This is a genomic window from Salipiger sp. H15 (genome assembly GCF_040409955.1).
In the GTDB taxonomy this organism is placed as follows: domain Bacteria; phylum Pseudomonadota; class Alphaproteobacteria; order Rhodobacterales; family Rhodobacteraceae; genus Salipiger.
The window spans coordinates 554604-574015 of the sequence record NZ_CP123385.1 but is presented as its reverse complement, the minus strand read 5'-3'; the positions used below and the strand labels follow the sequence as shown (position 1 = coordinate 574015).

General features: G+C 69.0%; 18 protein-coding genes and 2 pseudogenes. 9 read left to right on the top strand and 11 right to left on the bottom strand.

Going from position 1 to position 19412, the window contains the following annotated elements; all coding sequences use genetic code 11:
• The first annotated feature begins 9 nt into the window (after positions 1–9).
• The 5 genes and pseudogenes from PVT71_RS16990 (at position 10) to purU (ending at position 6153) form a co-directional block, all read left to right on the top strand.
• Complete coding sequence (locus PVT71_RS16990; protein ID WP_095882167.1) at positions 10–312, top strand: sarcosine oxidase subunit delta; 303 nt, start codon at positions 10–12, stop codon at positions 310–312.
• A pseudogene (locus tag PVT71_RS16985) lies at positions 309–3311 on the top strand (sarcosine oxidase subunit alpha). Before PVT71_RS16990 ends, PVT71_RS16985 begins: the two are co-directional and overlap by 4 nt.
• A 10-nt stretch (positions 3312–3321) precedes the next feature.
• Positions 3322–3867: a sarcosine oxidase subunit gamma gene (locus PVT71_RS16980; RefSeq protein ID WP_353475248.1), complete on the top strand. Its 546-nt coding sequence runs from the start codon at positions 3322–3324 to the stop codon at positions 3865–3867.
• 16 nt (positions 3868–3883) lie between these two features.
• Complete coding sequence (gene glyA / locus PVT71_RS16975) at positions 3884–5158, top strand: serine hydroxymethyltransferase (protein WP_353475247.1); 1275 nt, start codon at positions 3884–3886, stop codon at positions 5156–5158.
• Between the two features lie 110 nt (positions 5159–5268).
• On the top strand, positions 5269–6153 hold the full coding sequence (gene purU, locus PVT71_RS16970) for a formyltetrahydrofolate deformylase (RefSeq protein WP_353475246.1): 885 nt from the start codon (positions 5269–5271) through the stop codon (positions 6151–6153).
• A gap of 118 nt (positions 6154–6271) precedes the next feature.
• Here the strand turns inward: purU and PVT71_RS16965 are convergent, their stop codons facing one another.
• A complete protein-coding gene (locus PVT71_RS16965) occupies positions 6272–7162 on the bottom strand; it encodes a GntR family transcriptional regulator (RefSeq protein ID WP_353475245.1) in 891 nt (296 codons plus the stop codon).
• Positions 7163–7299: 137 nt separating this feature from the next.
• On the opposite strand from PVT71_RS16965, the gene PVT71_RS16960 reads away from it, so the two are divergent.
• From PVT71_RS16960 to acnA, 4 genes are all read left to right on the top strand, one after another.
• Complete coding sequence (locus PVT71_RS16960) at positions 7300–8271, top strand: tripartite tricarboxylate transporter substrate-binding protein (RefSeq protein ID WP_353475244.1); 972 nt, start codon at positions 7300–7302, stop codon at positions 8269–8271.
• A 54-nt stretch (positions 8272–8325) separates the two neighbouring features.
• Positions 8326–8757, top strand: coding sequence for a tripartite tricarboxylate transporter TctB family protein (locus tag PVT71_RS16955; RefSeq protein WP_353475243.1), 432 nt, complete (start codon positions 8326–8328; stop codon positions 8755–8757).
• Positions 8758–8766: 9 nt separating this feature from the next.
• Positions 8767–10305, top strand: coding sequence for a tripartite tricarboxylate transporter permease (locus tag PVT71_RS16950; RefSeq protein ID WP_353475242.1), 1539 nt, complete (start codon positions 8767–8769; stop codon positions 10303–10305).
• A gap of 104 nt (positions 10306–10409) precedes the next feature.
• Positions 10410–13019: an aconitate hydratase AcnA gene (gene acnA, locus PVT71_RS16945; RefSeq protein ID WP_353475241.1), complete on the top strand. Its 2610-nt coding sequence runs from the start codon at positions 10410–10412 to the stop codon at positions 13017–13019.
• Positions 13020–13082: 63 nt separating this feature from the next.
• Here acnA and PVT71_RS16940 read toward each other — a convergent pair whose 3' ends face one another.
• The 10 genes and pseudogenes from PVT71_RS16940 to PVT71_RS16895 all read right to left on the bottom strand — a co-directional run bounded on the left by PVT71_RS16940 (position 13083) and on the right by PVT71_RS16895 (position 19344).
• Positions 13083–13784, bottom strand: coding sequence for a transporter substrate-binding domain-containing protein (locus tag PVT71_RS16940; RefSeq protein WP_353475240.1), 702 nt, complete (start codon positions 13782–13784; stop codon positions 13083–13085).
• A 118-nt stretch (positions 13785–13902) separates the two neighbouring features.
• Positions 13903–15474 carry a GMC family oxidoreductase gene (locus PVT71_RS16935; protein WP_353475238.1) on the bottom strand — a complete coding sequence of 524 codons (1572 nt, stop codon included), beginning with the start codon at positions 15472–15474 and terminating at the stop codon, positions 13903–13905.
• 16 nt (positions 15475–15490) lie between these two features.
• On the bottom strand, positions 15491–16015 hold the full coding sequence (locus PVT71_RS16930) for a twin-arginine translocation signal domain-containing protein (RefSeq protein WP_353475237.1): 525 nt from the start codon (positions 16013–16015) through the stop codon (positions 15491–15493).
• Between the two features lie 63 nt (positions 16016–16078).
• Positions 16079–16474, bottom strand: a complete 396-nt coding sequence (locus tag PVT71_RS16925; protein ID WP_353475236.1) for a VOC family protein — start codon at positions 16472–16474, stop codon at positions 16079–16081.
• 112 nt (positions 16475–16586) lie between these two features.
• The gene (locus tag PVT71_RS16920; protein WP_353475235.1) at positions 16587–16892 is read right to left on the bottom strand and encodes a ribbon-helix-helix domain-containing protein; all 306 of its coding nucleotides are present in this window, start codon (positions 16890–16892) and stop codon (positions 16587–16589) included.
• Between the two features lie 190 nt (positions 16893–17082).
• Positions 17083–17397: pseudogene (locus PVT71_RS16915) on the bottom strand (hypothetical protein); the annotation flags it as partial.
• A 290-nt stretch (positions 17398–17687) separates the two neighbouring features.
• Positions 17688–18251 (bottom strand): hypothetical protein, encoded by a 564-nt coding sequence (locus PVT71_RS16910; RefSeq protein WP_353475234.1) that lies wholly within the window; start codon positions 18249–18251, stop codon positions 17688–17690.
• Positions 18251–18568 (bottom strand): hypothetical protein, encoded by a 318-nt coding sequence (locus PVT71_RS16905; protein ID WP_353475233.1) that lies wholly within the window; start codon positions 18566–18568, stop codon positions 18251–18253. Before PVT71_RS16905 ends, PVT71_RS16910 begins: the two co-directional genes overlap by 1 nt.
• Entirely contained in the window at positions 18565–18945 is a 381-nt protein-coding gene (locus PVT71_RS16900; RefSeq protein ID WP_353475232.1) for a hypothetical protein, read from the bottom strand. The genes PVT71_RS16905 and PVT71_RS16900 overlap by 4 nt, the downstream gene beginning before the upstream one ends.
• Before the next feature lie 18 nt (positions 18946–18963).
• A complete protein-coding gene (locus PVT71_RS16895) occupies positions 18964–19344 on the bottom strand; it encodes a hypothetical protein (protein WP_353475231.1) in 381 nt (126 codons plus the stop codon).
• Between the last annotated feature and the right edge of the window lie 68 nt (positions 19345–19412).

Below are 19412 nucleotides of genomic sequence, written 5' to 3'. Positions count from 1 at the left end.
ACGACGCCCATGCTCCTGATACATTGCCCCTATTGCGACGAGACGCTGCCCGAGGTCGAGTTCACCTATGCCGGCGAGGCGCATATCGCCCGGCCGGAGAACCCCTCGGAGATGAGCGACGATGCCTGGCAGCAGTTCCTCTTCATGCGTGACAACGTGAAGGGTGACCACTTCGAGCGCTGGCGCCACCTGCACGGCTGCGGGCGCTTCTTCAACGCCGTGCGCAACACCGTCACCGACAAGTTCCTGACCACCTACAAGGCGGGCGCGCCGCGCCCCGACCTCGCCGCGCTGAAGGAGGGCCAGAAATGAGCAGCCATCGCGCATCCGCCCGTGTCGCAGGCAAGGGCCGCGTCAACCGCAGCCGCCCGGTGAACTTCACCTTCGACGGCAGGACCTTCCAGGGCTACGAGGGCGACACGGTCGCCTCGGCGCTGCTCGCGAATGGCGTGCACCTGATGGGCCGCTCGTTCAAGTACCACCGCCCGCGCGGGCCGGTGGCGGCGGGCTCCGAGGAGCCGAACGCGCTGATCGGCACCCGCCGCGGCCCGGGCCGGTTCGAGCCCAACACCCGCGCCACGGTGCAGGAGATCTGGGGCGGGCTCGAGACCAGCTCGCAGAACAAGTACCCGAGCCTGAAGTTCGACATCGGCGCGGTCAACGACGCAGCCTACATGCTCTTCTCGGCCGGCTTCTACTACAAGACCTTCATGTGGCCGCGCAGCTTCTGGGACAAGGTCTACGAGCCCTTCATCCGCGCCGCCGCCGGGCTCGGGGTGAGCCCCACCGAGGAAGACCCCGACAGCTACGCCTCGCGCAACCTGCATTGCGACGTGCTGATCGTCGGCGCCGGGCCCTCGGGCCTCGCCGCGGCGAAGGTCGCTGCCGAGGCGGGCCTCAAGGTCGTGCTCGTGGACGAGAATGCCGAGGCGGGGGGCACGCTGCTCTCGGAGCCGCAGGCGCAGATCGACGGCATCCCGGCCTGGGACTGGCTGGCCTCCGAGCTGGCCGCGCTGAAGGCCGCGGGCGTCAAGGTGATGACCCGCACCACCGCCATCGGCTACTACCACCAGAACCTCATCGGCCTCTGCGAGCGGCTGACCGACCACCTCGCGCAGCTGCCCGCCGACACCCCGCGCGAGCGGCTCTGGCGGGTGCGGGCGAAGCAGGTGGTGCTGGCGCAGGGCGCGCTGGAAAAGCCGCTGGTCTTCCACGGCAACGACCGCCCCGGCGTCATGCTGGCGGGCGCGGCGCAGACCTACCTCAACCGCTACGGCGTGCTGGTGGGGAGCCGCCCCGTGGTGCTGACCTCGCATGACAGTGCCTGGCACGCGGCGTTCGATCTCTCGGACGCCGGCGCCAGGGTGCAGGCCATCGCCGACACGCGGGCCAGCGTCAGCGAGGAGCTGATGGCCGAGGCGCGGCTGCGCGGCATCCCCGTCAAGCTCGGCCGCACCGCCACGGCGACCAAGGGCCGGCTGCGGGTCGCCTCGATCCGGATCAACCCGGTCTCCGGCGGCAGGGTCGGCGCGGGCGAGGAGATCGCCTGCGACGCGGTGCTGATGTCGGGCGGCTGGACGCCCTCGCTGCACCTCTTCTCGCACACCAGGGGCACGCTGGCCTGGGACGACGACCGCACCACCTTCCTGCCCGAGCGCACGCCGGAGGATTGCGTCATCGCCGGCGCCAGCCGCGGCCTCTGGGGCCTCGAGGCGGTGCTGAACGACGGCGCCGAGAAGGGCCGCGCGGTGGTCGAGGCGCTCGGCAAGACCGGGGACGCGCGGGCCTACACCGTCTCGGACGACCGCGCCGGCTCGGGCGTGTCGCACAGGGAACTGCCGACCGACCTCAGCCCCGGCAAGGCCAAGGCCTTCGTCGACTACCAGAACGACGTGACCGCCAAGGACCTGCGCCTCGCGGTGCGCGAGGGCATGCGCTCGATCGAGCACGTCAAGCGCTACACCACCAACGGCATGGCCACCGACCAGGGCAAGATGTCCAATATCAACGGTCTCAACATCGCCGCGGATGCGCTTGGAAAGAAACAGCCTTCGGTCGGCCTGACCACCTTCCGCCCGCCCTATACCCCGACCAGCTTCGGCGCCTTCGCGGGCTATCACCGCGGCGGGCACTTCGAGGTGACGCGCAAGACCCAGATCGATCTCTGGGCCGAGGAACAGGGCGCGGTCTTCGAGCCGGTCGGCCAGTGGCGCCGGGCCTGGTACTTCCCGCGGCCGGGCGAGGACATGGAGGCGGCGGTCAGCCGCGAGTGCCGCGCCACCCGCGCCGGCGTCGGCATCTTCGACGCCTCGACGCTGGGCAAGATCGAGGTCGTCGGCCCCGACGCCGTCGAGTTCATGAACCGCATGTACACCAATCCCTGGAGCAAGCTGGCGCCGGGCCGCTGCCGCTATGGCCTGCTTTGCGGCGACGACGGCTTCATCCGCGACGACGGCGTCATCGGCCGCATGGCGCAGGACAAGTTCCACGTCACCACCACCACCGGGGGCGCCGCGCGGGTGCTGAACATGATGGAGGACTACCTGCAGACCGAGTGGCCGGACCTGAACGTCTGGCTCACCTCGACCACCGAGCAATGGTCCACCATCGCGCTCAACGGCCCCGATGCCGCGAAGCTGCTGGCGCCCTTCGTCGAGGGCGTCGAGCTGGCCGAGGAGGCCTAGCGGCACATGTCCTGCACCGAGTGCAGCGTCGCGGGCATCCCCGCGCGGCTCTTCCGCGTCAGCTTCACCGGCGAGATCGGCTTCGAGGTCAACGTGCCCGCGCCGATGGGCCGCAGGCTCTGGGAGCTGCTCTGGGAGGCCGGGCAGAGGTTCAACATCTGCGCCTATGGCACGGAAACCATGCACGTCCTGCGCGCCGAGAAGGGCTACATCATCGTCGGCCAGGACACCGACGGCACGGTCACGCCGATCGACGCGGGCATGGGCTGGGCCGTCGGCAAGTCGAAGCCCGACTTCGTCGGCAAGCGCGGCATGGCGCGGCCCGACCTCGTGGCCGAGGGCCGCAAGCAGCTGGTCGGGCTGCTGACCGAGGATGGCAGCAAGCTCGAGGAGGGGGCGCAGATCGTCTTCGACCCCAGCCAAGCGATCCCGATGACCATGGTCGGCCACGTGACCTCGTCCTACCACTCGGATGCCGCGGGCCGTCCCATCGCGCTGGCGCTGGTCGCGGGCGGGCACGGGCGGATGGGCGAGACCGTCCACATCCCGATGCCCGACCGCACCATCGCGGCGAAGATCACCGGAACGGTCTTCGTCGATCCCGAGAACACCCGGCTGAAGATCTGAGGAGGCCATGATGAACGCCCCGCTTTCCGCCTTCCCGCCCGCCACCCTGGCCGAGACCCCGGCCGCCAAGGTGAGCTCGGCCCTGCCCAGGACCCGCTTCTCGCTGCGCGCGCGGGGGGATCTCGCGCCGCTCGAGCAGGCGCTGGGGGTGACCCTGCCGCGCCGCATCGGGCAGACCGTCAAGGGCCCCATCGAGGCCGCCTGCCTCGGCCCCGACGAATGGGTCCTGCTGGCCTCGGAGGCCGCGCCCATCGCGGAGGCCTGCGCCGGGGTCTACGGCACGCTGCCGCACAGCCTCGTCGACATCTCGGCCCGCGAGGTGACCTTCGTCATCGAGGGCCCGCGCGCCGCCGAGCTGATCACCATCGGCTGCGCCCGCGACATCGATACCATCGCCCCCGGCACCGCCCGCCGCACGCTCTTCGACGGCGCCACGGTCACCCTCTGGCGCGACGCCGAAGACCGCTTCCGCCTCGACATCTGGAACAGCTTCGCCCCCCACCTGCTGCACCTCCTGCAGATCGGGGCACGTGAACTCGCCGCTGAAACTCTCTGATCTGAAGGGATAGACCATGTTCAACAGACTGCCCAAGGGCGGCATCTCCGATGCCGTCATCGCGACCGCCGTGGCCGCGGAGCTGAAGCGCCAGCAGAGCCAGATCGAGCTCATCGCCTCGGAGAACATCGTTTCGGCCAGCGTCATGGCGGCGCAGGGCTCGGTGCTGACCAACAAGTATGCCGAAGGCTATCCCGGCAAGCGCTACTACGGCGGCTGCGAGCACGTGGACGCGGTCGAGGCGGTGGCGATCGACCGGCTGAAGCAGCTTTTCGGGGCCGAATATGCCAACGTGCAGCCTCATTCCGGCGCGCAGGCCAACCAGGCGGTGTTCCTCGCGCTGCTCGAGCCGGGCGACCGGATCATGGGCCTGTCGCTGGCCCATGGCGGGCACCTGACCCATGGCTCGCCGGTCACCATGTCGGGCAAGTGGTTCGACGTGGTCTCCTACGAGGTCGATGCCGAGAGCCACCTCATCGACATGGAGAAAGTCCGCGCGAAGGCGCTCGAGACGAAGCCCAAGCTGATCGTCGCCGGCGCCTCGGCCTATCCGCGCCGCATCGACTTCGAGGGTTTCCGCCGGATCGCCGACGAGGTGGGCGCCTACCTGATGGTCGACATGGCGCATTACGCGGGGCTCATCGCAGGCGGCAAGTACCCGAACCCGGTGCCGCATGCCCACGTCGTCACCTCGACCACGCACAAGACCCTGCGCGGTCCGCGCGGCGGCGTCATCCTCACCAATGACGAGGCGCTTGCGAAGAAGCTCAACTCGGCGGTCTTCCCCGGCAACCAGGGCGGCCCGCTGATGCATGTGATCGCCGCCAAGGCCGTGGCCTTCGGCGAGGCGCTGCAGCCCGAGTTCGCCGACTACGCCGGCCAGGTGATCGAGAACGCCAAGGCGCTGGCCGACGTGCTGATGGTCGGCGGGCTCGGCATCGTCTCGGGCGGCACCGACAGCCACATGGTGCTCGTGGACCTTCAGCCCAAGGGCGTGACCGGCAAGGCCGCCGAGATCGCGCTCGAACGCGCCGGGCTCACCTGCAACAAGAACGCCATTCCGAACGATCCGCAGAAGCCCTTCGTCACTTCGGGCATCCGTCTCGGCACCTCGGCGGGCACCACGCGCGGCTTCCGCGAGGCGGAGTTCGAGCTCATCGGCGGGCTCATCCTGCGGGTGATCGATGCGCTGTCGCACGACCCCGAGGGCAATGCCGAGGTCGAGGCGATGGTGCGTGCCGAAGTGCAGGCGCTCTGCGACGACTTCCCGATCTACTCCACCCCTGCCTGACCACGCCCCGCGCTCCCGTCCCGCCCGCAGCCCGGGCGGGACGCACGAAGACCATACGTCCCGGTCCCGCGCCGCGCGCCGGGACACCGCTCAAACTGGGTCCAACAGACATGTCCAAGATCATCCTGACCGTCTCCTGTCCCGTGCGCTCCGGCGTCGTGGCGGCCATTTCCACCTACCTCGCCGAGCGGGGCTGCAACATCCACGACAGCTCGCAGTTCTCCGACATCGAGAATGACCGCTTCTTCATGCGTCTCAGCTTCGTCTCGGAGAAGGGCGCGACGCGCGAGGCGCTGAGTGAGGGCTTCGCCGAGACCGCCGCACGGCTCGGCGCCGAGTTCGCCTTCCACGATCCGTCGGAGAAGATGAAGGTGGTGATCATGGTCAGCCGCTTCGGGCACTGCCTGAATGACCTGCTCTACCGCTGGCGGATCGGCGCGCTGCCGATCGAGATCGTCGCGGTGATCTCCAACCACCTCGACTACCAGAAGGTGGTGGTGAACCATGACCTGCCGTTCCATTGCATCAAGGTCACCAAGGAGAATAAGCCCGACGCAGAGGCCGAGATCATGCGCGTGGTCGAGGAGACCGGCGCGGACCTGATCGTTCTGGCCCGTTACATGCAGATCCTCAGCGACGAGATGTGCCGGAAGATGTCGGGCCGGATCATCAACATCCACCACTCCTTCCTGCCGTCCTTCAAGGGGGCGAACCCCTACAAGCAGGCCTTCGAGCGGGGGGTGAAGCTGATCGGCGCGACCTCGCATTACGTGACCGCCGACCTCGACGAGGGCCCGATCATCGAGCAGGACACGATCCGCGTCACCCATGCGCAGAGCGCCGAGGACTACGTCAGCCTTGGCCGCGATGTGGAGAGCCAGGTCCTGGCCCGCGCCATCCATGCGCATATCCATCGCCGGGTGTTCCTCAACCGCGACAAGACCGTGGTCTTCCCGGCAAGCCCGGGCGAGCACGCGTCCGAGCGGATGGGCTGAGCCACTTGCGGTCTCCTCTTCCGCGCTTGACCTGACGGCGCACCAAGCCTTCCGGCGTCAGGCGGGATGATCCCGCCTGACCGGGTGCGCATGGTTTCCGGCTTGTCGAGGGTAGGGCTCACCCCTCCGCCCAGGCGCGGGCGTTCGGGGCCTTGCGGTTCCGCGCGTCCTCGAGGTGCCGGCGCAGCCGCTGCGAGGCTTCGGCGATGCGCTCCTGCTCGAGCAGGGTCAGGATCTCGAGATGCTCGCCGCATTCGTTCGCCAGCCGGCCCCGGTCCACCCGCGCGCGATATTCCATGAGGCGGCGCATCCGGTTGACCCGCTCGAGGGCGATCAGGAAGAAGGGGTTGCCGCACATCGCCACGAGGCTCTCGTGGAAATCCGCCCCGTGCTGCAGGATGGTCTCGTTGGGCATGGTTGCCGGATCCGCATGGATCAGCTTTTCCTGCACCTCGCGCAGCTCCGCCAGCCTGCGGAAATCGATCCGGAAGGTGGGCTCCAGCATGGCGACCGGCTCGTTGGCAATGCGGAAGCGGTAGATCTGGTCGAAGGCCTCTGGCGTCTTGGCAACCGGCAGGAAGCGCCAGCCATAGCCCTCCTTGCGCTCGGCCCAGCCCTCGCGCTGCGCCCGGCCCAGCAGTTCCTGCGTGCGTACCTTGGTCCAGGAATAGCGCTCCCGTAGCGCGAGCTCGGTCATCTCCTCGGGGATGCGGTCACGGATCCAGTCCTCGGCCAGCGACTGGTATTCCCGGGTGAGCTCGTCCTCGCTCGTCGAGGCGAGGGCACCGTCGGGGATCGCGTTGCTGACGAAATAGCCCCGGTTCGGGACCTGCCCGAGGATGCCCTGCTCGGCGAGCAGGCCGAGAGCCGTGCGCACGGGTGTGCGGGAAACGCCGTAGCGGTCCGCGATCGACTGCGTCGTCAGGCGGTCGCCCGCAGAGTAATGGCCCTCGGCGATCTCGCGGATCACCCGGTTGGATATCTTCTGGGCAAGGTCAGCGCTGCGCATCCCGGTCCTCCTCGGTCCAGATGAACACTCATTGCGCGAAAAGTGCAAGTTGGCTTTTGGTTATGTAAAAACCAAAACAGTTTGCATTTTAGAATCCAAAAGTCCAAAACCTGACTCGCAATCAAGGGAGGTCAACAATGATTCGCATTCTCAGCGCGGCCGTTCTCGCCGCCGTCACCGCCATGCCGGTCGCAGCCCAGGACAAGCCCTCGAACACCGAGTGCATCGCGCCCGCGGCACCGGGCGGCGGCTGGGACTTCATCTGCCGCACCGTCGCCAAGGTCCTGCGCGACGAGGGTCTGATCGACGGCACCATGCAGGTCACCAACATGACCGGCGGCGGCGGCGGCGTGGCCTATGCCCACGTCGTCTCGAAGCGCAACGAGGACGACAAGCTGCTGATCGCGGCCTCGAACGGCACCACCACCCGGCTCGCGCAGGGGGCCTTCCCCGACGCCGACGAGGATGATGTGCGCTGGCTCGCCTCCTTCGGCGCGGAATACGGCGTGATTGCCGTGGCTGCCGACAGCGAGATCGACGACCTGCCCGAGCTGGTCGAGATGATGAAGGCGGACCCGCGCTCGGTCTCCTTCGCCGGCGGCTCGGCGGTCGGCGGCTATGACCACCTGAAGATCCTGAAGCTGGCCAAGGCGGCCGAACTCGCGGACGTGCGCCAAGTGAAATACGTCGCCTTCTCGGGCGGCGGCGAGGCGATGACCCAGGTTCTGGGCGGCTCGATCACCGCCTTCTCGGGCGATTTCTCGGAAGTGCGGGGCTTCGTCGAGGCGGGTGACATGCGCATCGTCGCGGTGCTCTCGCCCGAGCGGCTCGAGCAGTTCGACCAGTTCCCCACCGCCATCGAGCAGGGCTACGACGTGACCGGCCCGAACTGGCGCGGCCTCTACGTGCCCAAGGGCATCTCGGACGAGGCCTACGAGGCCTGGAATAAGGCGATCCAGCAGATGGTTGCCTCGGAGGAGTTCCAGAAGATCCGCGCCGACCAGGGCATCGAGGCGCTCGACCTCTTCGGCGCAGATGCCGAGAAATTCGTGCACGAGAACGTCGCCGAGATCCGCGCGCTCTCGAAGGAAATCGGTCTCATCCAGTAAACCGGCGGGCCGGGGGGCGATCCCCGGCCGCCCCTCACCACAAGAGGACACCGCATGAGCGATCGCATCATGGGGGGGATCGGGCTTGCCCTTGCCGCCTTCTACATCTGGGCCGCCACGATCATTCCCGAAAGCTTCATGGCCGATGTCGTCGGCCCCGCGACCTTCCCCATCATCATCGGCGTGATCATCGCGATCTGCTCGGTCTGGTTCCTCCTGCGGCCCGATCCCGACCCGGTCTGGCCGCCGCTCAACCGGCTGGCCGAGATCGGCTTTGCGATCGCGGTCTGCCTGCTCTACGCGATCCTGCTGCCCAAGCTCGGCTTCCTGATCTGCACCGCGCTCGCTTCCGGCTACATGAGCTGGCGGCTCGGCGGGCGCCCGCTCGGCGCGGTGCTGACCGGCATCGGCCTTTCGGTCGGGATCTGGGTCGTCTTCAAACTCGTGCTCGGCCTCTCGCTGGCCGTGGGTCCGCTCGGCATCTGAGGTCAGCACATGGAACTCCTGTCGTCTCTCGGCGTCGGCTTTGACGCCGCGCTCACCTTCTCCAACCTCGGGATCGCCCTCATCGGTGCCTTCCTCGGCACGATGATGGGCGCGCTGCCCGGTCTCGGGCCGGCGAACGGCGTCGCGATCCTCATCCCCATCGCCTTCTCGATCGGGCTCGGGCCGCTGCCGTCGCTCATCCTGATGACCTCGGTCTACTACGGCGCCATGTACGGCGGGCGGATCAGCTCGATCCTGCTCAACATCCCCGGCGACGAGCCGGCGATGATGACCTGCCTCGACGGCTACCCGATGGCGCGCAAGGGCATGGCCGGAGAGGCGCTGTCGCTCTCGGGCATCGCGTCGTTCATCGGGGCGATCTTCGCGACCATCGGGCTGGCGCTGCTGGCGCCACAGCTCGTCAAGATCGCGCTGCTCTTCGGCCCGGCCGAGTACTTCGCACTCTTCACCATCGCCTTCGCGACGCTCGGCGGCATCTCGTCGACCAACCAGGCCAAGGCCGCCTTTGCCGCCGCAGTCGGCCTTGCCATCGCGATGATCGGCGTCGACACCCAGACCGGCGTGCAGCGCTTCACCTTCGGCGAGGTGCATCTCTTCGACGGCATCGACTTCCTGATCGCCATCGTCGGGCTCTTCGCGCTCTCCGAGGTCTTCGTCTTCCTCGAGCATCGGGGCAGTGAGGACCAGAAGAACCAGACCATCACCTCGGTCGGCCGGGTCCTCGCGCCCTGGAGCATGATCCGCAACTGCATCCCGACCTTCGGGCGGAGCACGGTGATCGGCTTCCTCGCCGGTGTGCTGCCCGGGGCAGGGGCCTCGCTGGGCTCGTTCCTGTCCTACTCGGTCGAGAAGCAGATCGTCGATCCGACCGGCAAGACCTTCGGCAAGGGCGACCCGCGCGGCGTCGCGGCGCCCGAGGTCGGCAACAACGCCGCTGCCGGTGGCGCGCTCGTGCCGATGCTGGCGCTCGGCGTGCCGGGCTCGGGCACCACGGCGGTGCTGCTGGCGGTGCTGCTCTCGCTCAACATCACGCCCGGCCCGCTGCTCTTCGCGCAGAACCCCGACGTGGTCTGGGGGCTGATCGCGGCGCTCTTCATCGCCAACGTCATGCTGCTGATCCTCAACATCCCGCTCGTGGGCCTCTTCAGCCGCGTGCTGCTGGTGCCGGTGCACATCCTGATGCCGCTGGTGGCGATGGTCAGCTTCGTCGGGATCTACGGCATCTCGGGCTCGTCCTTCGACCTGATCCTGATGGTGATCTTCGGCGTCGTCGGCTGGCTCTTCCGCAAGCTCGACATCCCGCTGGTGCCGGTCATCCTCGGGATCCTGCTCGGCAACGAGATGGAGGTGAACCTGCGCCGCGCCATGACGCTCTCGGACGGGGACTGGCTGACCCTCGTCGGCAGCCCGCTCTCGATAACCCTCTGGGCGCTGGCCATCCTCGGCTTCGTCGCGCCGATGATCTTCGGCCGCAAGGTGAAGAAGGCGATCGCCGAAGAAAGCGACGAGATCGCTGTCGGCGACTGACCCGCCACCACCACGGGGCGCTGCGGCGCCCCGTGCCTCCCGGCGACGGTGCCGGGCAAGTTCAACGACCGGCGCCTGGCCGGACCCAATCCAAGGACCCCGACATGGTGCCCTCCCGCTCTGTCCAGATCCCCGGCGCGACGCTGGTTGTGACCGATCTGCCCGCGATCCTTGCCGGCCTTATCGACCGGCTGCCGCACGTTCTGCGGCTGCTGGCCGAGAACCACCTGCGCTGCGGCGGCGACGCGGAGGAACTGCGCCGCGCGCTCGAGCGGAAGCTGCGCGGCGAGGACACCGGGTTCGAACTCATGTTCCGGCCGAACCGCCTCCTGATGCACGACACCACCTGCACCCCGGCGCTCGCGGACATCGCGGGGCTGCGCGACGCGCTGGCCGAGGCGGGGGCGGATCCTTCGGTGCTCGCACCCTCGCTGCCGGTCGAGGTGTCGGTCGATCACTCGCTGGCGGTGGATGTCTTTGCCCGCGCCGGGGCGCCGGAGGTCAACCTGCGCAACGAGATCGCCCGCAACGCCGAGCGCTACAGCTTCATGAAATGGGCCTCCGAGGTGATGGAGACGGTGCACGTCAACCCGCCGGGCACCGGCATCATGCACACGCTCAACCTTGAACAATACGCGAGCCTGCTCGAGACCGGCGCGGACGGGCGCGCCCATCCCGACATGATGCTCGGCACCGACAGCCACACGCCGATGATCAATGGCATCGGCGTGCTCGGCTGGGGCATCGGCGGGCTCGAGGCGGAGAGCGTGATGTTCGGCCAGACGGTCTCGCTCGCCATGCCCGAGGTGGTCGGCGTGCGGCTCGAAGGGAGGCTGCCGGATGGCGTCACCTCGACCGACCTCGCGCTCGAGCTGACGCACCGGCTGCGGGTTCTCGACGTCACCGGGGCCTATGTGGAATTCTTCGGGCCGGGGGTGCAGGCGCTCACCGCCGACGACCGCGCGGTGATTGCGAACATGGCGCCCGAGTACGGCGCCACCACCGGCTTCTTCCCGGCGGACTGCAACTCGGTCGCCTACCTTGTCCGCACCGGCCGCCCCGAGGCGCTGACCTCGGCGATTGAACCGGCCTTCCGCGCCATGGGCCTGTGGTTCGACCCCGATGCCACGCCCTCGTTCGACCGGCAGATCGCGCTCGATTTGGGCACGCTCGAGCCGACGCTGGCCGGGCCGCGCCGCCCGCAGGACAGCTTGCCCGCCCGCGCCGCGCGGGAGGCGGTGGAGGGAGCGATCGGCCGCGCCCTGCCGGTCCTCGCCGCGCGGCCCGAAGCACTGCCCGACGGCGGCATCGGCGTCGCCGCGATCACCAGCTGCACCAATACCTCGGACCCGCGCCTGCTGATCGCGGCGGGCCTGCTGGCCGGCAAGGCGCGGGCGCGCGGCCTTGCCCCCGCGCCCTGGGTCAAGACCTCGCTCGCCCCCGGATCGCCCTCGGCCGCCAGCTACCTGGCACGCGCCGGGCTGCTTGAGGGGCTCGAGGCGGTCGGCTTCGGCATCGTCGGCTTCGGCTGCACCACCTGCATCGGCAATTCCGGCCCGCTGCCCGAGGCGGTGGAGGACGCGCTGGCCGAGGGCAAGGCTGTGGCGGCGGTGCTCTCGGGCAACCGCAACTTCCCGGGCCGGGTGCATGCCAAGCTCGACCTCGGCTTCCTTGCCTCGCCGCCGATGGTGGTGGCCTTCGCGTTGCTGGGCCATGTGCGCGCCGACATCACGCGCGATCCGCTCGGCCATGACGCATCGGGCGCGCCGGTCTACCTGTCGGACCTCTGGCCCCGCGCCGAGGAGATCGAGGCCGCCATGGCGCGCGCCTTCCGCGCCGAAGATGTGCAGGCCGACTTCCGCGCCGCACTCGACAACCACGACTGGGCGGCGCTCGGGGCCCCGTCCACGGCGCGCTTCCCGTGGGACCCGGAGTCGCGCAACCTGCGCCGCCCGAAGTTCGCCCGTGCCGCCAGCACGACCGCGCTCGGTCCGCTGACCGCCCGGCCGCTGCTGGTGCTCGGCGACGACATGACCACCGACCACATCTCGCCCGCGGGCTGGATCGACCCAGAAAGCGCGGCGGGCCGCTGGCTGATCGCGCGCGGCGGCGATCCGAGGAACCTCAACGTCTACGCCAGCTACCGCGGCAACTGGGAGGTGATGCTGCGCGGGCTCTTCACCAACCGCATGGCGGTGAACTACCTCAATCCCGACCTGCCTCCGGCTCACCTGCGCAGCGAGGCGGGCGAAGTGCTGGCGCTGCACGAGGCAGCCGAGCGCTTCGAGGCCGCTGGCACGCCGGTGGTGATCTTCGCCGGCGAGCGCTACGGCATGGGGTCGAGCCGCGACTGGGCTGCCAAGGGCGCGGCGCTGCTCGGGGTGCGCGCGGTGATCGCCCGCAGCTTCGAGCGCATCCACCGCACCAACCTGATCGGCATGGGCATCCTGCCGATCGAGATCACCGACGGGTTCATCCCCGCCGAGGGCGGGCTGCGGCTGACCGACGAGGTCGCGCTCTGCGTCGAGGCGGACGGTCTGCAGCCCCGGCAGGAGACCGAGGTGGTGGTGAGCCGCGGCGATCTCGTCCGCCGGATCGCGGGCCGCGTCGCGGTCGAGACCGAGCAGGAAGTCGAGACGCTGAGGGCGGGGGGCGTGCTGCCGAAGATCCTCGCCGAGCAGCTGGGCCGGAGCGAGGTCTGCCTCCCGGCCTGAACCGGCGCGCGGCGCGTGGCCGGGCCGACCTGCGACAGGCCGGCCCGGACGCGTGTTCGGGCGTTACGCGGGAACGATCGCGCAGTCGCGCGACACGCCGTGCCGCTCGAGAATGTCGCCGACCGTGCCATCCCGCAGCGCCTCGGTCAGGAAGGCCTGAAGGTCGGCAGAGGCCTCGGGCCGCCCCTGCGGCATCGCCATGGCCTGGCGGATTTCCATGAACGGCGGGGTCAGCACGCGGCTTCCGGGGCGCTTGCCCCCCTCGTGCTCCATCGCCTGGCGGATGCCGGCCGCCGCGCGGACCTCGCCCCGGTCGAGCGCCTGGAGCGCCAATTGCAGGGTTTCATAGAGCTTCAAGACCTCCGCGCCTGGCTTGCGCTGCAGCGTCAGCGAATAGGCACTGCCCCGCACGGAGCCGACCGGCAGCCCGGAGGCGACCAGCGCACCGGCATCGGGGGCGTCGCAGTCCGGTCCCGCGAGATAGTTGCCCTCAATCCGGACGTAGGGCTCGGTGAAGGCGATCGTCATGGCGCGCTCGGGGTCGACCGCGAGGAAGCAGATGTCCCATTCGTCGTCGGTGGCGGAGGAGGAGACGTCGACGGCGCGCTCATACTCCACGAAGACGATCTCGCGTCCGCGGGCCGCCGCGTAGGCCTGCGCCAGATCGACGCTGATGCCCTTCGGCCGGCCGGCATCGTCGCGGCCGACAAGGACGAAGTTGCCGTGGTTCAGCGCAACGCGAAGGGGAGCTTGGTCAGGTGACATGGGATGTGTCCGTTTGTGGTTTTTTGTACCTATAAGGCCAAAATTACCGATCGGACAACACAAATTCCCGGATCGCAGCCGGACGGCACGCGCCGCGGGGAGCGGCGCGTGTCGGGGTTCAGAGGTTGCCGCGCGAGAGCTCGCCGGAGATATGGTCCGCCTGCCGGATCGCCAGCGCCACGATGGTCAGCGTCGGATTCTCCGCCGCGCCGGTGGTGAACTGCGAGCCGTCCGAGACGAAGAGGTTGGCGATGTCGTGCGTCTGACCCCAGCGGTTCACCACCCCGTCGCGCGGGTTCTCGGACATGCGGTTGGTGCCGAGGTTGTGGGTCGAGGGGTAGGGCGGCGTCGGCAGGGTGCGTGTGGCGCCCACCGCCTCGTAGATCGCCCGCCCCTGCGCGTAGGCGTGGTTGCGCATGGCGATGTCGTTGGGGTGGTCGTCGAAATGCACGTCCACCACCGGCAGGCCGAAGGCATCCTTGACGCCGTGGTTGAGCGTCACGCGGTTGGTCTCCTGCGGCATGTCCTCGCCGACGATCCACATCCCGGCCATGTTCTCGTAGGAATCGAGCGCCGTGGTGAACTCGCGCCCCCAGGAGCCGGGGTCGAGGAAGGCCGCCATGAACGGCAGCCCGAGGCTCAGCGTCTCGAGCTCGTAGCCGCCGACGAAGCCGCGCGAGGGGTCGTGCCGCGCCTCGTCGCGCACGATGCCCGCCATGGTCGTGCCGCGCCACATGCGCACCGGCTTGTCGAAGGTCGCGTAGACCGAGCCGGTGGTGTGCCGCATGTAGTTGCGCCCGACCTGGCCCGAACTGTTGGCCAGCCCGTCCGGGAACATCGCCGAGGCCGAGTTGAGCAGCAGGCGCGGGCTCTCGAAGGAGTTGCCCGCGACGCAGACGACGCGCGCCTTCTGCATCTGCAGCGCACCGTCCTTGTCGTAATACTCGACCCCGGTCACCTTGCCGCTGTCGTCGTGCAGGATGCGCGCGGCATGGGCATGGTCGCGCACCTCGAGGTTGCCGGTCGCCTCGCCGCGCGGGATGTCGGTGTAGGCGGCGGACCACTTGGCGCCCCACTTGCAGCCCTGGAAGCAGAAGCCGGTCTGCTGGCAGGGCATGCGGTCGTCGTAGTCGGCCGAGTTGATCGCCATGTTGCCGGTGTGGACCTCGGTGTAGCCAAGCGCCTTGGCGCCGGCCTCGAGCACCTTGAAGTTGTTGTTGCCCGGCAGCCCGGCACGCCCGCCGGTGCGGGTGACCTTGAGCTTGTCCTCGGCCTTGTCGTACCAGGGCGCCATCTCGGCATGGTCGAGCGGCCAGTCGAGCAGGTTCGCGCCCTGCACGTCACCATAGGTGGCCTTGGCCTTCCACTCGTGCTCCTGGAAGCGCAGCGAGGCCCCGGCCCAGTGGATCGAGGTGCCGCCCACCGCCTTGACGATCCAGGCGGGCAGGCCCGAGAAGTCCTTCGCCACGCGCCAGTTGCCCGAGGTGGTGCGCGGGTCGGTCCAGGAGAGCTGGCCGAAGCTGTCCCACTCGTCGTTGATGTAATCCTCGGGCAGGTAGCGCCCGCCCGCTTCCAGAGCCACGACGCTCACGCCCTTCTGCGCGAGCTCGTTGGCCAGGACGCCGCCTCCGGCGCCGGTGCCGATGATCACGACGACGCTGTCGTCGTTCATGTCGAAAGGTGCAGCCATGATCGTTCCTCCCCCTTCAGAGCCACGCGATGTCGTCGAAGCCGCGCTCGATGTAGCCGCCCTTCGAGTAGCTTTCGCCCTCGTAGCCGAAGAGCGGCCAGACGGCCTTCTGGTTGTAGAGGCCGGTGACCAGCCCGCCGCGCACCTGCTGGAAGAAGGCGCTCTCCTCCATGCCGCGCAGGATGTCGACGCGGTCGCGCTCCCAGCCGGTGTCGAGGTAGCTGGCAAAGCCCCGGCCGCCCGCGGCGGCGTCGAGCAGCGCGATCCCGGCGGCGATGCCGGGGGCCGCCTCGGGCGTGTCGTAGCCCTTCACGGCGATCACGTAGTTCTCGTCGGGGATGCGGTCGTGGGGGTAGATGTCGCGCGCCATCTGCACGAGCGTCGCGAAGACCCGCGCGTCGAGGTTCGCGGTCTCGATTGCCCAGGCAGCGTTCGGGGCTGCCATGAAGCCGGCTCCGACGACGAAGGACGCCCCGGCCGCGCTGGCCCGGGACAGGAGCTGGCGCCGAGACAGTCCTCGTGGGCTTGCTGTTGTGATCATTTGGGTCTCCTCCCAGTTGGGGCGCGGCATGTCTCCTCTGCACGCCGCGCCGGTCAGTGTCGTTCAGGCAAAGCGGCCGCTCCGTTCGAGGACCTCGATCTGGTAGCCGTCGGGATCGGCGACGAAGAAGAAGCGCGCGATCCGGGTGCCGGACGGCGCGAATTCCACGAGCTTGCGCGGGGCAAGGCCCTCGGCCTCGAAGCGGGCGTGTTCGGCGTCGAGATCGGCAACCGAGACGGCCAGGTGGCCGTAGCCGTCCCCCAGCGCGTAGGGCTCGCTGCGGCCCTTGTTCACGGTCAGCTCGAGCTCGAAACCGGTTTCGGAATTGCTGAGATAGATCAGCGTGAAATCGTCGAAATCCAGCCTGTCGGCGACCTCGAGGGCGAAGGCGCGGCGGTAGAAATCGACCGAGCGTGCCTCGTCGAGCACGCGGATCATGCTGTGAATGGCCTTTGCCAAGGGGTCCTCCCGGATGATGAGTCTCCGGGAAAGAGTGTCAGCGGCGCGGCGGGTGCAGGTAGTAGTCGTCTACTACGCGCACAAATTTTGATCGGTCACGGGTCGCGGCGGTCTATTCCGCGGCCAGGGCCAGGCTGTCACCCTGGTGCGCGGTGGCACTCGACTGGCCGGCGAAGACCAGGCAGGCGGTGCGCAGCAGCGAGGTGAAGTTGGTCGGCTCGCCGCGGGTCTCGAGCACCTCGGAGTGCAGCCGCGAGATGAAGGCAGGGGTCGAGACGCCGTCGGCCTCGGCGATCTGGTCGAGGATGTCCCAGAAGGCATTCTCGAGCCGGATGCTGGTGCTCTGGCCGTTGAGGCGCAGCCGGCGGGTGGTCGAGGAATAACGGGTGGGATCCTGCCCGGCAAATAGTTGGCACATGTCGTTGTCTCCTCCCTCGGGGTGGCTGCAAGGATAGCCGATCCTCGCCCGGTCCGACCATGGACTTTGGTCGGCATGACCTGTCCGGGATTGCGGCAAGGCGCGCGCGGTCGGGCCCGCTATCAGGGTCTCGCGAGGGCGGTGGGCGCTCGCTGGCACCCGGCGAGCCCGACACCCGGCCGCGCGCCAGCAGGCCCACGACCAGCCCGTCGAAGCCGTAGTTCGACCAAAAGCCTGCCTTCAGTGCGCAATGCTCGCCCTGCAGGATCAGCGACACGGCAAGCCCTCCGAAGGCGCCGACGATGGCGAGGGCCAGCACGATGACGCGGTCCAGCGGCACTCCGGCGCGCAGCGCGGCTGTCGCGTTCTCGCCCACCAGCCGCAGCCGGCAACCGAGGGTCGAGCCGGTGAGCAGGGGGATCTGCGGGATCGAGAGGGATGGACAGGGATTCCGGCAGCGTCGCGGCCGAGGTTCATCGGCTGGCGCAGCAGGTCGGCCGACCACACCGACCAGTAGACCATCCAGATCGCGATGAACGAGAGGAACAGCGTCGAGATCACCCCGTTGGTGCCCGCGCGCACCTTGAGCACGCCGGCGAAGCTGCCCCGGGCCGCGACCACGAGGCGGGCGGTCGGCATTGCTCAGCCCGGCCCGCGCGGCGATGATGAAGCCGAGGCCCACCGGCGCGAAAATCACCGCACGATTGATCGGGAACGAGATCGCGCAGGGCAAGCCGAAGGCGCCCTGCACGAAAGCGTTGACCAATTGCGACAGCGTGGCCCCGATGCCGGGGATCAGCAGCAGTCCGATCGCGAAGGTTGCGAGGACGGAGAGCACCTGTATCGCGCGCGGCACCTCCCGGAAGGACCGACCCGTCGCCGTCCCGCCGCCTGTCCCGCCATCAGTGCCCCGATCTCCTCGCGCGGGGTTTCATGCGCGGAGCGTTGCGCCACGATCCTGCACCGGTAGATCACCCGGATGCGGTCCGAGGCCGCCAGCACCCCGTCGAGCTCCGACGAGTTCAGCAGCACGCCGACGCCAGCCTCGCAGGCCTCGCGTGTCAGCCTGCAGACGGCGTTCACCGCGCCGACGTCGCGCCCGCGCGTCGGCTGCGCCGCAAGAAGGAAGCTGAGGCCCGGCGTCGTCAGCCCGCGCGCCGGCACCGCCTTCTGCCGGTTGCCGCCCGAGAGCCCGCCGATCGGGCACTCGGACCCCGCGGCGCGGACCTCGAAGCGCTGCATGAGCGCGCCCGCATCCGCCCGCGTCCGCCTCCGGTCGAGCAGGCCGATGCGCCCGTAGTCGCGCAGCCGGTTTTTCACGATGTTGTCCGAGATCTTCATGCCGTCGGCGATCGCCACTATGTGCGTATTCGGGCACGATCCCGACACCGCAGGCCGTCGCCGCGCGCGGTGGCATGGGTCATGTCGGCATCGCTCGCGAACCTGCGCCCCTGCGAGGGGCGCAGCACGCCGGCGAGGATGTTGCTGAGCTCGGTCTGGCCGGTGCGGTCGTCGGCACCCGCGATGCCGACGACCGCGCCGGCGCTCACGGTGAAGAAGGCGCTGTCGAGCCGCAGGGCGCCGCTCGGGTCGCGGCAGCTGAGCCCGCCGGCGCGGATCACCGGCACGCGGACGGCGGCCGAGCGGATCTCGGCGAGATTGTGTCTAACCGTCACGACGCCGCAGCCTTCCTCGGCCAAGCGGCGGCAGGTCTCGAGCGGCGCATCAGCGCCTTGACGATTTCGACCCCGAGCGCGTCACGCGGCCCGGCGGGCGCATGGGCCGCGCCGAGGAAGGACATCGTGCCCTCGCTGGGCCTGTGGACGCCGAAGATCAGCTTGCAGGGGGTCGATGCCCGTGAGGGCGGTGAGGTCCTCGAATGTTTTGGTGATGCCGCGCATCTCGAAGAGCGGCGCGGCATCTGCGGACGGCGGAAGAAGAGGTCCCGCCGCCCTGTCTCAGCCTTCCAGTGTGGTGATTTCGCTGCGGGGATCTTCGTCGTGATCACCTCGAGCTCGGCCTTCATCGCGGGGTTGCTCTCGCGGACGATCATGTCCGAGACGTTCTTGCCCTAGGCTAGGCCGAAGGCTTTGTCGCCCACTTCCGACTTCCCACTTCCCACCTCCCAGCTGCCGCCCTGGAATTGGTCGATGGCGTAGTGCAGCTGGCCGCCGACGCCGGTCACCAGCTCGTTCGCCATGGCGAGTTGGGTCCGCGCCTGCTCCATGTCGGCGGAGTTCATGTTCTCGATCATCTGCACCTCGGGGATGTCGCCGTATTTCTCCTGCGCCGCGACGAGCCCGTCGTGGCCGGAGTCCACCCAGCTTTTGTCCGCCCTGTAGCCGGGCATGAGGATCTCGACCCTGTGCACCCCCGCCGCGACGGCCGTGGTCGAGGAGAGCAGGGACGCCGAGACGGCGGCCATGGCGATGAAGTGTCGTCGCTTCAACATCTTGTTTCCCTTTCGAAGACCTTCCGTTGGACCCTCCGGCGCCGATCGTTCCTGCGTCGGCCGCGCGG

Excerpts from the sequence above, each read along its gene's own strand:
- PVT71_RS16900 (WP_353475232.1), bottom strand. The coding sequence starts at position 18,945 with ATGATCGTCCGCGAGAGCAACCCCGCGATGAAGGCCGAGCTCGAGGTG.
- PVT71_RS16965 (WP_353475245.1), bottom strand. The coding sequence starts at position 7,162 with ATGCGCAGCGCTGACCTTGCCCAGAAGATATCCAACCGGGTGATCCGC.
- acnA (WP_353475241.1), top strand. The coding sequence starts at position 10,410 with ATGGTGCCCTCCCGCTCTGTCCAGATCCCCGGCGCGACGCTGGTTGTG.
- PVT71_RS16940 (WP_353475240.1), bottom strand. The coding sequence starts at position 13,784 with ATGTCACCTGACCAAGCTCCCCTTCGCGTTGCGCTGAACCACGGCAAC.
- PVT71_RS16960 (WP_353475244.1), top strand. The coding sequence starts at position 7,300 with ATGATTCGCATTCTCAGCGCGGCCGTTCTCGCCGCCGTCACCGCCATG.
- PVT71_RS16930 (WP_353475237.1), bottom strand. The coding sequence starts at position 16,015 with ATGATCACAACAGCAAGCCCACGAGGACTGTCTCGGCGCCAGCTCCTG.
- glyA (WP_353475247.1), top strand. The coding sequence starts at position 3,884 with ATGTTCAACAGACTGCCCAAGGGCGGCATCTCCGATGCCGTCATCGCG.
- PVT71_RS16955 (WP_353475243.1), top strand. The coding sequence starts at position 8,326 with ATGAGCGATCGCATCATGGGGGGGATCGGGCTTGCCCTTGCCGCCTTC.
- PVT71_RS16980 (WP_353475248.1), top strand. The coding sequence starts at position 3,322 with ATGAACGCCCCGCTTTCCGCCTTCCCGCCCGCCACCCTGGCCGAGACC.
- PVT71_RS16990 (WP_095882167.1), top strand. The coding sequence starts at position 10 with ATGCTCCTGATACATTGCCCCTATTGCGACGAGACGCTGCCCGAGGTC.
- PVT71_RS16920 (WP_353475235.1), bottom strand. The coding sequence starts at position 16,892 with ATGTGCCAACTATTTGCCGGGCAGGATCCCACCCGTTATTCCTCGACC.
- PVT71_RS16950 (WP_353475242.1), top strand. The coding sequence starts at position 8,767 with ATGGAACTCCTGTCGTCTCTCGGCGTCGGCTTTGACGCCGCGCTCACC.
- PVT71_RS16935 (WP_353475238.1), bottom strand. The coding sequence starts at position 15,474 with ATGGCTGCACCTTTCGACATGAACGACGACAGCGTCGTCGTGATCATC.
- PVT71_RS16895 (WP_353475231.1), bottom strand. The coding sequence starts at position 19,344 with ATGTTGAAGCGACGACACTTCATCGCCATGGCCGCCGTCTCGGCGTCC.
- purU (WP_353475246.1), top strand. The coding sequence starts at position 5,269 with ATGTCCAAGATCATCCTGACCGTCTCCTGTCCCGTGCGCTCCGGCGTC.